The organism is Actinomyces urogenitalis, from assembly GCF_002861525.1.
In the GTDB taxonomy this organism is placed as follows: Bacteria; Actinomycetota; Actinomycetes; order Actinomycetales; family Actinomycetaceae; genus Actinomyces; species Actinomyces urogenitalis.
This window is the reverse complement of record NZ_PKHA01000003.1, coordinates 195,114-207,543: the sequence shown is the minus strand read 5'-3', so window position 1 is coordinate 207,543 and position 12,430 is coordinate 195,114. Positions and strand designations below refer to the sequence as shown.

The following is a 12,430-nucleotide window of genomic DNA, read 5'->3' as shown; positions in this document are numbered from 1 at the left end:
GGGCCTCCTGCTTGCTGGATCCGGCGGCGGACGTCATCGACGGCCGCACCGGCGAGCTTGACGATATGGAACGCGTCCAGCACGCAGGTGGCGTCCTCGTGCTGGTCATCGATCGCGTTCTTGTATCCCTGGAACGGGTCCAGCGTTGCGATCTCGACCTGCTTGCGGAACTCATCGCCGCGCTCGTCGAGCCAGTCTCGGTAGGCCTTGCCGGATCGGCCGGGGACGAGGTCAAGGAGCCTGGCAGTGGGGTGGGATCCTCGAGCCAGATCGACCATCCCGGTGAGCTCCTTCGGTCCGCGCCGGCGCGGGTCCCGGTGATGCCAGACATGTTCGTCCACGCCCAGGACCTGCACGTCCTCGAACCGGGAAGGGTCGTTCGCGGCCTCGATCAGGACCGGTCGAACCTGGGACCAGAACGTGTTCCACGTCGTGCCGAGCTGGCGGGCCAGGCCCTGGATCGTCGCCCCCTCGCGCCGGAGCCGGCCGATCGCCCAGCGGACAGCGCGCCTGCTTAGCAGGCCCCGTGGAGCGCAGACCTGCGGATTGCTCGACGAAGGTCGTCACCGCGCAGACGCCCTCGAGACAGATCCAGCCACGCTTACGCCACCGGATCCGCACCGGACGGCCCACCCACGGAGCATCGATCACCTCGACCACCACCCGACCGTCACCGGTGGCGATAACCCCGCAACCGGGGCATCCGGCCACTGGATCGCAGGACTCCACCTCGAGCACCAGTCCGGCCCGGGCCTTCGAGACGGCCACCAGATGAAGGCCCGGGAAGTCCAGAAGGAAGTCGCACCGGTCGCAGCGATCGAGCGCGTCAGGGCATGCACAACGATGGTTGGGCATCGTCGAGGTCCTTGAGATCAGCGGGCGTAGGAGTCCGCTCATCATCAAGGACCTCGACGTCTATCCCCAGCTACCCCCCATCACCGGCGCGCCCACACTCAACTCTGAAGAGCCCATAAAGTGATACAACGGGGTTTAAGTGATACAACCCCTAAGGTGAGGTTTCCAAGGTGGGATCACGAGCATGGCCTCCCCATCATTCACTCTCTCCCACGAGCTCATGCACGGGTGCGAGCTTCACGGCGTGCCCGCCGGTCATCTACCCCGGTGCGCTGACATGAGGGCGGGCGAGCAGACCGCGAATCACCCTGCCGGGAGTGAGCGGGCGCGAAACCTGCAACCCGGTGCGGGCCAAAACCTGCAACACTCCCAGCGGTCGGGGTAGCGGGATTTGAACCCACGATCTCCTGCTCCCAAAGCAGGCGCGCTACCAAGCTGCGCTATACCCCGTGGCTCAACCGCGGCGAGGCGGACGAGCACCGGCAGTGTACCTGAGGCGGGGCGTGGGCCCAATCCGGCCGGCGAGCGCGGCTGCTTGGGAAGCGGGAGAGGACCGCCGTAGCGTGCTCCTATGCCGTCCTACCGCACCATCCTCACCATCGGCGCCCTCGCTCCTGGCCGTGCCCCGCTCGACGTCGAGCGCGCCGCACGGGACGCCGTCGAGGCCACTACGATCCTGGAGGCCTTCCAGATCGACGTCGTGCGCGGCGAGCCTCGCGTCACCGTTCGCTTCACTGGGGCGGACGACGGCGAGGCTCGCGCCGTCCATGACCGCACCACCGCCGCGGTCCGCCAGGTGGCCAGCACGCCGCGGGCGGTGCTGGCCAAGGTGGTCTCCGGTCGCAGCGTCCCGCTGGCCTAGGCCTGTGCCCAGACTCATTTGGGGCCAGAGGCCATCTGTGCCCTAAGATGACACAGATTGACGCCACCGGCGTCCGCCGGGAGGAACGTCCGCCCTGGCGTACCACTAGCACCTACCCGGAGCACCCGTGAAGAGCACTGTCGAGAACCTTGACCCCGCGCGCATCAAGCTGACCGTGGAGGTCCCCTACGAGGAGCTCAAGCCCAGCCTCGACGCCGCGTACAAGCAGATCGGTTCTCAGATCCAGGTTCCCGGCTTCCGCCGCGGCCACGTCCCCAACCGCGTCATCGACCAGCGTGTGGGCCGTGGCTCGGTCATCCAGGAGGCCGTCAACAACAAGCTGAGCGACTTCTACCGCGAGGCGATGACCGAGGCTGGCCGCGTCCCGATGCTCCAGCCCGAGATCGAGATCACTGAGCTGCCCAACGTCACTGGTGAGCAGGGTGGCCAGCTGGTCTTCACCGCTGAGGTCACCGTTCGCCCCGAGATCGAGATCCCGGAGCTGAGCGAGATCGAGGTCACCGTTGACTCCGTCGCCGTCACCGACGAGGACGTGGACACCGAGCTGGACAACCTGCGCGCCCGTTTCGGCTCGCTGAAGTCCGTCAAGCGCAAGGCCAAGACCGGCGACTTCGTTACCATCGACCTCAAGGCCGTCATCGACGGCGAAGAGGTTGACTCCGCCTCCGGCGTCTCCTACGAGATCGGCAAGGGCAACATGCTCAAGGGTCTGGACACCGCTCTGCGCGGCCTGAAGACCGGCGAGTCCGCGACCTTCACCACCCAGCTGGCCGGCGGCCCGCACGAGGGCGAGGAGGCTGAGGTCACCGTGACCGCCGAGGCCGTCAAGCAGCGCGAGCTGCCCGAGGCTGACGACGACTTCGCCCAGATGGCCTCCGAGTTCGACACCATCGAGGAGCTGCGTGAGGACCTGCGCAAGCAGGCCGGCGAGCGCAAGGCCGGGGACCAGGCGGTCGCCGCCCGCGACGCCCTGCTGGAGCAGCTGCGCGAGAAGATCGAGTTTGAGCTGCCCGATGGCCTGGTCGACAACGAGATCGCCCAGCACCTGCAGGCTGAGGGCAAGGCCGCTGACGACCCGCACGCGGACGAGATCCGTGAGGACATCACCACCGGCGTGCGCGACCAGATCATCCTGGACGTCCTGGCTGAGAAGCTCCAGGTGGGTGTCACCCAGGACGAGCTCATCGAGTTCCTCATCCAGACCGCCCAGCAGTACGGCATGGAGCCCGGCCAGTTCATGCAGGGCGCTCAGCAGGCTGGCCAGATCCCGGCCTTCGTCTCCGAGATCGCCCGCAACAAGTCCCTCGCCATGGGCCTGCGCCAGGTCAGCGTCAAGGACTCGGACGGCAAGGACGTGGACCTGACCGAGTTCATCGGCTCCGACGAGCTCGACGCCCAGAACCTGGTCAGCCAGGTCGCCGAGGCTGCCGCTGAGGACGAGGACAAGGCTGAGGAGAACGAGGAGGCCTGAGCCTCACTCCGTCTCTGACACTGACGACGGCGGTGCGTCACCCACGTGGGGAACGCACCGCCGTCGTCGTGATCAGCCTGCTCGGTTCCCGCGATTGGTGGGCCGTGAGCGAAAAGAGCGGTGGGCCGGGCATGGAGGGCCGCCGCCCCGCGTTAGCGTTGGCATCAACGACCACGAGAGGACTGACGTGAGCGAGCACATCGCGCCCATGGCTGCCGACTCCCACGGCGGCGGACTCGGCCTGACCGACTCCATCTACAACCGGCTCCTCAAGGAGCGCATCATCTGGCTCGGTTCTGAGGTGCGCGACGACAACGCCAACGCCATCTGCGCCCAGATGCTGCTGCTGGCTGCCGAGGACCCGGAGCGGGACATCTACCTGTACATCAACAGCCCCGGTGGCTCCGTGACGGCAGGCATGGCCATCTACGACACGATGCAGCTCATCCAGCCTGACGTCGTGACCGTGGCTACCGGCATGGCTGCCTCGATGGGGCAGCACCTGCTGTCTGCCGGCGCCAAGGGCAAGCGCTACATCACCCCCCACGCCCGCGTGCTCATGCACCAGCCCTCCGGCGGTGCGGGCGGCTCGGCCACGGATATCCGCATCAACGCTGACCTCATCATCAAGATGAAGCACGAGCTGGCCGAGATCACGGCGGACAACACCGGTCACACGGTGGAGGAGATCATTGCCGACTCCGACCGTGACCACTGGTTCTCCGCCCAGGAGGCCCTGGAGTACGGCTTCGTCGACCACATCATCTCCTCCTCGCGCGAGATCCAGCAGAACGGAGAGAACTGACATGACAAGCTCTCGCCCCTACTTTGACGCCATGGCGCGCCAGATGCAGGTCGGCGGCGTCAACCCGGCCGCCCTGCCCGCAGCCCGTTACGTCATGCCTCAGTTCGAGGAGCGCACGGCCTACGGCTTCAAGCGTCAGGACGCCTACTCCAAGCTGTTCGAGGACCGCATCGTCTTCCTCGGTGTACAGGTGGATGACGCCTCCGCTGACGACGTCATGGCCCAGCTCCTTGTCCTGGAGTCCCAGGACCCCGACGGCCTGATCACCATGTACATCAACAGCCCCGGTGGTTCCTTCACCGCCCTGACGGCGATCTACGACACGATGCAGTACATCAAGCCGCAGATCCAGACCGTGTGCCTGGGCCAGGCCGCCTCGGCGGCAGCGGTGCTGCTGGCAGCCGGAAGCGAGGGCAAGCGCCTGGCGCTGCCCAACGCCCGCATCCTTATCCACCAGCCGGCGATGGAGGGCATGCAGGGACAGGCCTCAGACATCGAGATCGTGGCCAACGAGCTGGACCGCATGCGCACCTGGCTGGAGGAGACCCTGGCCGCGCACACCGGCCAGAGCGTGGACAAGGTCCACGCGGACCTGGAGCGGGACAAGATCCTGACCGCTCAGGCTGCCCTGGAGTACGGCCTGGTGGACCAGGTCCTCTCCTCGCGCAAGACTCCGCGCTCGCCCCACTCGGCCTGAACGCAGTCAACCGTGGCCGCCGGGGCCCGACGACGCATCTGCCTTGCGCCGTCGGGCCCCGGCGCGTCCTGGTGAAAGGCCAGGCCGGGCACCGTAGGCTGAGGAAGAGCCCGCCGCTGGCGGGTTTGAGGAACCGGGAGGAAACCAGGTGGCACGAAGCGCTGAGAGCGTCGACCTTCTCAAGTGCTCCTTCTGTGGCAAGAGCCAGAAGCAGGTCAAGAAGCTCATCGCGGGCCCTGGGGTCTATATCTGCGACGAGTGCATTGAGCTGTGCAACGAGATCGTCGACGAGGAGCTGGCCGAGTCCGGAGCGGGAGTCCCGCTCGAGCTGCCCAAGCCCCAGGAGATCTTCGACTTCCTCAACGAGTACGTCATCGGCCAGGAAGCCGCCAAGCGCGCCATGAGTGTGGCCGTGTACAACCACTACAAGCGCGTCCAGGTGCGTGAACGCGCCGTGGCTGAGGGCGACGGCCTGGAGCTGGGCAAGTCCAACATCCTGCTGCTCGGGCCCACCGGAACCGGCAAGACCCACCTGGCTCGCACCCTGGCGCGGCTGCTTGATGTCCCCTTCGCCATCGTGGACGCCACGGCCCTGACGGAGGCCGGCTACGTGGGCGAGGACGTGGAGAACATCCTCCTCAAGCTCATCCAGGCCGCTGACGGCGACGTCAAGCGCGCGGAGAAGGGCATCATCTACATCGACGAGATCGACAAGATCGGCCGCAAGGCCGAGAACCCCTCGATCACCCGTGACGTCTCCGGCGAGGGCGTGCAGCAGGCCCTGCTCAAGATCATTGAGGGAACCACCGCCTCGGTCCCCCCGGGTGGCGGGCGCAAGCACCCCCACCAGGAGTTCCTGGAGATCGACACCACCAATATCCTCTTCATCGCGGCGGGCGCTTTCGCGGGCATCGAGGACATCGTGCGTCAGCGCCAGCGCAAGGAGTCCGGGGCGACGACGCTCGGCTTCGGAGGCACGCTGAGCGAGGAGACCCAGGACGTCTTCACCACCAAGGTGCGCCCGGAGGACCTGCACAAGTTCGGCCTCATCCCCGAGTTCATCGGGCGCTTGCCGGTGATCGCCACGGTCCAGGACCTGGGGGTCAAGGAGCTCGTGCGCGTGATGACCGAGCCCAAGAACGCCCTGGTCTCCCAGTACGAGTACCTCTTCAGCCTCGACGGCGTCGAGCTGGTGATGACTGGCGAGGCTATCGAGGCAGTGGCTGAGATGGCGCTGGCGCGCAAGACCGGTGCCCGTGGGCTGACCTCGATCGTCGAGGAGGTCCTGGGAGACGCGATGTTCGAGGTGCCCTCGATGCCGGAGGTGGGGCGAGTCGTCGTCGACGCCGATGCTGTGCGCGGCACCGCCAAGCCACGCTACGAGGCGGGATCGGGCACGCTGAGCGCGACCAGCCGCAGTGGGCGGAGCCGGACAGCATGAGCGGGGCGCCAGGACCTCGCACCGAGGCCGTCGAGGCTGCTCAGCCAGGCGTCCCCGCAGAGCTGGCAGGCTACCGGGCCACGATTGACAACCTGGACGCGGCGCTGGTCCACCTGCTGGCGGAGCGCTTTCGCTGCACCCAGCAGGTCGGGATGCTCAAGGCCCGGCTGAACCTGCCGCCCTCGGACCCCGGCCGTGAGGAGCGCCAGGTGACTCGGCTGCGTGCCCTGGCCGAGGACTCAGGACTGGACCCCGTCTTCGCGGAGAAGTTCTTCGCCTTCATCGTCGAGGAAGTCATCCGCCACCACGAGGCAATTCGTACTGAGCAGGCCGGCGAGCACACGGCTGGGCAGGCGGGCGCCTGAGCCCAGCCGGCGCCCTGAGACGTCTGCCGGCCGTCTGCCGGCGCCGCCTCAGGGCTGGCGTCGCCTCAGGACTGCGGACGCGCCGGAACCTTGGAGTACAGCGCGTCGATCTCCTCGGCGTAGCGCGCGATCGTCTCGGCGCGCCGGACCTTGAGGGACGGGGTCAACAGCCCGTTGGCGATCGTGAAGTCAGTGGGCAGCACGGTGAAGGTGCGGATCGACTCCGCCCGCGAGACGGCCTCGTTGGCGCGGGTGACCGCGCGCTCCAGCGCGGCGCGCACACGCGGGTCCTGGGAGGCCGCCACCGGGTCCATGTCCTCCATGCCGTGGCTGGAGAGCCACAGGGGCAGCATCTCGGCGTCCAGGGTCACCAGCGCACCGATGCACGGGCGGTTGTCACCCACCACGAGGACTTGGCTGACCAGCGGGTGACCGCGCAGACGGTCCTCCAGAACCGCGGGGGCCACGTTCTTGCCTCCGGCGGTGACGATGAGCTCCTTCTTGCGGCCCGTGATGCGCAGGAACCCGCCCTCGTCAAAGGACCCGATGTCCCCGGTGCGCAGCCACTGGTGCTCGTGGGAGCCAGCCTGCCCAGCCTCCTCCTCGTGGGCGCCGTCGGCAATGAAGCACTCCTGGGTGGCGTCGGGGTTGTTGTGGTAGCCACGGAAGACCCCGATTCCGCGCACCAGGATCTCGCCGTCGTCAGCCAGCCGGATCGAGGTCCCGGGAAGCGGCAGGCCGACGCTGCCGATCCGGGTCGCGCTGGGCAGGTTGACCGAGCAGGGGGCTGCGGTCTCGGTCAGGCCGTAGCCCTCCAGAACGGTCACGCCGGCGCCACGGTAGAAGTGGCCGAGCCGCTCGCCCAGCGGCCCGCCGCCGGAGATGACGTGGGTGACCCGGCCGCCCAGGAGCGAGCGCAGCGTGGAGAAGACCAGCTTGTCAAAGGTCGCGCGCTGAGCCCGCAGTGTCCGGGAGGGCCCGGCTGGCGTGTCCAGGGCACGGGAGTAGGCGATGGCGGTCTTGGCCGCCAGACGGAAGACCTTCTGCTTGGCCCCTGTGGCCCGGGCGTCCGCGGCGTTGTAGATCTTCTCGAAGACGCGGGGCACTGCCAGCACAAAGGTGGGCCGGAACAGCCCCAGGTCGGTGACGAGGTTCTTCACGTCAGGGGAGTGCCCCACCACGCCGTGCTCCGAGCACACGATCGCGATCTCGACGAAGCGCGCGAGCACGTGGGCCAGGGGCAGGAAGAGCAGCGTGCGTACCTCAGTGCCGCCCAGGACCTCGGGCACGTAGTGGCAGGTGTTCAGTGCGAGGTAGACCAGGTTGCCGTGGGTGAGCTCAGCGCCCTTGGGCCGTCCGGTGGTGCCCGAGGTGTAGACGATGGTGGCCAGGCTCTGGCTGGTCAGCACGGCGGTGCGATCGTCCAGGACCGACTTGTCAGTGTCCTTGCCGGCGCCAATGAGCTCGGTGACGGCCTCCTTGGCCAGGCAGAAGACCTTGAGGTCGGCCAGCGCAGGGTCCTGCGCCTGGAGGGAGGTGACTACGGCCTCCATAGCCTCGTCCTCGACGACGATGAGACGCACTGAAGCGTCGGTGAGGATCCAGGAGGTCTGCTCGGCCGAGGAGGTCTCGTAGACCGGCACCGCGACGCAGCCCGCCTCCCAGATGGCGAAGTCCAGCAGCGTCCACTCATAGGAGGTGTGGGCCATGATGGCCACGGCGTCCCCGGCCTGGAGCCCCTGAGCGACCAGGCCTGCCGCCACCTCGCGCACATGGGCCCGGAAGGACCTGGCCGGCATGTCCCGCCAGCGCCCGCCGACGGAGGACTTGCGGGCGATGAGGGCACCCTCGGGATTACGGCGCACCCGCTCGGCCAGCGCCCAGGGAGTGGTCATTCCGGCGTGGACAGGAGCGGCCAGGGCGGTGGAGTACTCGCGGGCGGTGGTGGTCTGGGCGGGGCCGTGGGAAGCGGGGGAGGAGGCGTCATGGCTCATAGAGCCAGTGTGACGCACGTGGGGGCCTGACGCTCCTCGTGGCAGCGTCAGTGTCCGGGCCGCGTGCTTGTGGAAACCACAGGACGACGGCCGGGCTCACCACGGTGGCAAGCCCCGCCGTCGTCCTGGCATCAGGGCGTGGCCAGGCACCCGGCCGCGGCGGCCAGCTCAGTCCTGCGGGCCCTTCTTGGTCGTGGAGTAGATGTCCGCCACGACGTCGGCGTAGACCTTCATCACCGCCGCGCGCTTGACCTTGAGCGAAGGCGTGAGCAGCCCGTTGGCCTCGGTGAAGTCCGTGGTCAGCACCCGGTAGGTGCGGATGGACTCCGCACGCGAGACCGCCCGGTTGGTCCGGGCGACGGCGCGGTCCAGCGCCGCCAGGATCTCCGGGTTGGTCGAGGCCTCAACCACGTCCATCTCCGGCAGGCCGTGGTTCCTCAGCCACTGCGGCAGCATCTCGGCGTCCAGGGTGATGAGGGCGGAGATGAAGGGCTCGCCGTCACCCACCACGAGGACCTGGCTGACCAAGGGGTGGCCGCGCAGACGGTCCTCCAGGATCGAGGGCGCCACGTTCTTGCCCCCGGCGGTGACGATGAGCTCCTTGCGCCGGCCCGTGATCCGCACCCAGCCGTCGGCGTCGATCGAGCCGATGTCCCCGGTGCGGAACCAGCCGTCGGAGGTGAAGACCTCGGCGTCGGCGGGGTTGTTGTGGTAGCGCGGGAAGACGGACAGGCCTCGCACCTGCAGCTCGCCGTCGTCGGCCACACGGATGTGCATGCCCGGCACAGGCGGCCCGACGGTGCCGATCTTGTTACGGATGTCAAGGTTGACGGTGGCCGGGCCGATGGTCTCGGTCAGGCCGTAGCCCTCGAGGACGACCAGGCCGATGCCGCGGTAGAAGTGGCCCAGGCGCTCACCCAGCGGGCCTCCGCCCGAGATCGCGTAGCGGGCATTGGGCCCCAGCAGCGCCCGCAGCTGGCGGTAGACCAGGCGATCGGCCAGTGTGTGGGCGGCCTTGAGAGCCGGCGAGGGACCTGCCTCGGTGTCCAGGGCCCGGGAGTAGGAGACTGCGACCTTCGCCGCCCAGCGGAAGGTCTTGAGCTTGGCGCCCGAGCCGGCCTTGGCGTCAGCGGCGTTGTAGATCTTCTCCAGCACGCGCGGGACCGCGAGCACGTAGGTGGGGGCGAAGGCCTGGAGGTCAGGCAGCAAGGTCTTGGCGTCTGGGGTGTGGCCGAGCACGCCCTGGCCACCGATGGCCAGCAGCTGGAGGAAACGCGCGTAGGCGTGGGCCAGGGGGAGGAAGAGCAGGAGCCGGCTGTCCGGGCTGAACAGCAGGTCCGGGATCCACCGCACACCGTTCCATGCCAGGCCGGCGCAGTTGGTGTGGGTCAGCTCCACCCCCTTGGGACGGCCGGTGGTGCCAGAGGTGTAGATGATGGAGTACAGGTCGTCTCCGCGCAGAGCGGCGGTGCGGGCCTCCACCTCCTCGCGCGGTACGCTGGCCCCGGCGACGGTGAGCTCGGTTAAGGCATCGTGGTCCAGGGACAGGATCTCGGCTACCGGCGCCTGCGGGTCGGCTGCGCGGCGGGCCGCGACGGCCTGACGCACGATCTCGGCCAGGGCGACGGACTCGGTGATGACTAGACGCAGGCCCGCGTCAGCCAGGATCCACTCGATCTGCTCGGCAGAGTCGGTCTCGTAGATCGGCACGGAGACGAGGCCGGCACGAGCGATCGCCATGTCCAGCAGCGTCCACTCATACGAGGTGTGCGCCATGAGCCCCACCGTCTGGCCCGGCTCCAGGCCCCGAGCCACCAGACCCGCGGCCACGCGCGCCACCTCCTCACCGAAGCTGCGGGCGCTGACCGCAACCCAGGTGTTGCCCAGGGGCGACTTGCGTTCGATCAGGGTGGCCTCGGGCAGGCGCTCGATGCGGTCAGCCAGGAGCCAGGGAACGGTCCAGGTTGGCTCAGGAGTCTTGACGAGCGGAGAGATCGCGACGCCGTCGACCACCGATGGAGAACCGGCGATGGAAGGAGTGGCTTGTGACTCAGTCTGCTGGGTACGTGAACTCACCGCGGCATTATCTCAGGCTGGCCCGCACGGCGCCGCCGTGACGAGCCACAGATCGACCACGCTCGGCCCTGAGGATTTCCTCAAAAGCCTTGGGGTATCTGGTCTGACGGGACGTAGGTCGGGGAAACGGCCTGTGATAGCGTCAGCGAGTCGGTGCTGGTGGCTGCGCTCTGCCGGTGGCCGACCTTCCCCATCCTGACATCCCCCGAAGGACCGCGCATGCGTACACGTCCTGTGATCGCCGTCGTCGCTATGGCTGCTCTGGCAGTGGCTGGAGCACTGAGCGCCTGCTCCTCCAAGGAGCCAGTGGCGGTCACTGCGCTCACGCCGTCAGCCTCCGCCAGCGCCGAGCCGAGCGTCAACCCGGTCTTTGTCAAGGCTGCCAAGGTCTATCGGCAGGTCCTGGCTGATCCGGCTCCATACCTTGGGCTCGATGCGGGCGTGAGCGCGCAGGAGGTCACCTACACCCTCGACCCGCTCGGGGACGCCTCCACGCCTCGCCTGGTCCTGCAGGCGATGAACCTGGGGCAGGGCCAGGAGACGATCGGCGTCCTGCGTTTCATCAGCGTCCAGCCAGAGGGAGACGACGTCACGGTCCTGGACGCCGACTACTCCGTCGGCGTGGCCAGTGCCGGGGGCTTTCGGGGGCAGGTGGCTCGTTCCTCCCAGGGCAAGGGTTTGATCTACACCTGGTGGCTCTCGGGCACCGGTGAGGGATCGGTGACCCGGATCACGGCGGGCGCGACCGGGTTCACGCAGGAGCAGCTGTGTGAGGGACAAGTTGTGCAGGTCTCTTGCCTGCCCGACGGCGAGCAGGGCGAGGAGATCTCCTGGACCGACGCCTCGGACACGAGTCTGCTTGACGCTCTGGAGTCCGGGACGTGGGACCCGACAGCCTCCGCCTCGCCGGCTAGTGACCAGGGATCGGCCGGTCAGGGCACGCCACTCGGGCAGGGAGGAAAGCTGACCAAGGACCGGCCTGCTGCCACCAGCCCCAACGGGGACCCGGTCTACACCGGCACTGTGCACATGACTGACTACGACGGAGTGCTCGCCCTGCAGGGGCAGCAGGATCCGAATCCCGGGTCAGGCCAGTACACCCCTGGACCCTATGCGCTGCTGGTCCTGGACCAGCCGCAGGAGGTCACAGCGACCAACGGCGACGGGCAGGGAACGTCCTCGCGCACCGCCTCCATGGTGCTGCTGGGCTACGCGGAGCAGGCCTCGGCGTGGAGCCAGTACGACGGCCAGCGAATCTCGGTGTCTCACCCCGCCGCTCAGACCTTCTGGCCCTCGGACACCTCCCTGCCTCTGGGAGAGCCGCGTCTGAACGGCGCCGCGACGCTCCTGTCACGCTAAGGACCACGGCTGCGACGACGTCGGCCTGGGGACACCTGGGTAGGCTGAGCCGCAGTCCGGGGCTGAGCGTGATGCCAGCCCGCCTCGCGCCAGTGGGCGCCAAGCCAAGGAGAGCAGATATGGCCCTGACCAAGAAGCAGGTCAAGCAGCTGCGGTCGCTGGGACACCACCTCGATCCGCAGGTCATGATCGGCAAGAACGGGCTGACTCCAGGACTGGTGGCCCAGGCCGAGGCCACGATTGACCAGCGTGAGCTCATCAAGTGCTCGGTCCTGGAGTCCAGTCCCGTGGAGGCCAAGGAGGCGGCTGGTGCGCTGGCCGGAGAGCTGGAGGCGGAGGTCGTCCAGGTCATCGGCGGCCGTTTCATCCTCTACCGGCGCACGCGCCGTGACGACGTCAAGCCCCTGGAGCTTGTGCGGGACTGAGCGCTGAAGGCGCGGGGCGTCCAGGGCTGTCGCTTCAGTGACCGGGGCCGCTGCATCGT

At 68.1% G+C, this 12,430-nt stretch carries 11 protein-coding genes and 1 tRNA gene; 8 read left to right on the top strand and 4 right to left on the bottom strand.

Annotation, left to right across the window (positions count from 1 at the left end):
- Together CYJ26_RS10810 and CYJ26_RS05020 are read right to left on the bottom strand one after the other, a co-directional pair.
- On the bottom strand, nt 1-341 hold a 341-nt coding region (locus CYJ26_RS10810; RefSeq protein ID WP_244902031.1), incomplete at its 3' end, for a transposase.
- Between the two features lie 890 nt (nt 342-1,231).
- Nucleotides 1,232-1,305: transfer RNA gene (locus CYJ26_RS05020), tRNA-Pro, on the bottom strand.
- A gap of 121 nt (nt 1,306-1,426) precedes the next feature.
- Between CYJ26_RS05020 and CYJ26_RS05015 the strand changes: the two genes are divergently transcribed.
- The 6 genes from CYJ26_RS05015 (at nt 1,427) to CYJ26_RS04990 (ending at nt 6,517) form a co-directional block, all read left to right on the top strand.
- Nucleotides 1,427-1,717 (top strand): hypothetical protein, encoded by a 291-nt coding sequence (locus CYJ26_RS05015; RefSeq protein WP_024036722.1) that lies wholly within the window; start codon nt 1,427-1,429, stop codon nt 1,715-1,717.
- Nucleotides 1,718-1,844: 127 nt separating this feature from the next.
- A complete protein-coding gene (gene tig, locus CYJ26_RS05010; RefSeq protein WP_006548646.1) occupies nt 1,845-3,209 on the top strand; it encodes a trigger factor in 1,365 nt (454 codons plus the stop codon).
- A gap of 208 nt (nt 3,210-3,417) precedes the next feature.
- A complete protein-coding gene (locus CYJ26_RS05005; RefSeq protein WP_034237261.1) occupies nt 3,418-4,014 on the top strand; it encodes an ATP-dependent Clp protease proteolytic subunit in 597 nt (198 codons plus the stop codon).
- A gap of 1 nt (nt 4,015) precedes the next feature.
- The gene (locus CYJ26_RS05000) at nt 4,016-4,711 is read left to right on the top strand and encodes an ATP-dependent Clp protease proteolytic subunit (protein ID WP_024036723.1); all 696 of its coding nucleotides are present in this window, start codon (nt 4,016-4,018) and stop codon (nt 4,709-4,711) included.
- 148 nt (nt 4,712-4,859) lie between these two features.
- Nucleotides 4,860-6,152, top strand: a complete 1,293-nt coding sequence (gene clpX, locus CYJ26_RS04995; RefSeq protein ID WP_101638065.1) for an ATP-dependent Clp protease ATP-binding subunit ClpX — start codon at nt 4,860-4,862, stop codon at nt 6,150-6,152.
- Nucleotides 6,149-6,517 (top strand): chorismate mutase, encoded by a 369-nt coding sequence (locus CYJ26_RS04990; RefSeq protein WP_048682533.1) that lies wholly within the window; start codon nt 6,149-6,151, stop codon nt 6,515-6,517. The genes clpX and CYJ26_RS04990 overlap by 4 nt, the downstream gene beginning before the upstream one ends.
- Nucleotides 6,518-6,582: 65 nt before the next feature.
- On the opposite strand, the gene CYJ26_RS04985 is transcribed toward CYJ26_RS04990, so the two are convergent.
- Nucleotides 6,583-8,511, bottom strand: coding sequence for an AMP-dependent synthetase/ligase (locus CYJ26_RS04985; protein WP_034237180.1), 1,929 nt, complete (start codon nt 8,509-8,511; stop codon nt 6,583-6,585).
- A 168-nt stretch (nt 8,512-8,679) separates the two neighbouring features.
- Nucleotides 8,680-10,587 (bottom strand): AMP-dependent synthetase/ligase, encoded by a 1,908-nt coding sequence (locus CYJ26_RS04980; protein ID WP_006548652.1) that lies wholly within the window; start codon nt 10,585-10,587, stop codon nt 8,680-8,682.
- Nucleotides 10,588-10,806: 219 nt separating this feature from the next.
- Here CYJ26_RS04980 and CYJ26_RS04975 point away from each other — a divergent pair, with 219 nt between their 5' ends.
- Both CYJ26_RS04975 and CYJ26_RS04970 read left to right on the top strand, forming a co-directional pair.
- Nucleotides 10,807-11,946, top strand: coding sequence for a hypothetical protein (locus CYJ26_RS04975; RefSeq protein WP_048682539.1), 1,140 nt, complete (start codon nt 10,807-10,809; stop codon nt 11,944-11,946).
- A gap of 119 nt (nt 11,947-12,065) precedes the next feature.
- Complete coding sequence (locus CYJ26_RS04970) at nt 12,066-12,371, top strand: YhbY family RNA-binding protein (protein ID WP_006548654.1); 306 nt, start codon at nt 12,066-12,068, stop codon at nt 12,369-12,371.
- Nucleotides 12,372-12,430 lie beyond the last annotated feature (59 nt).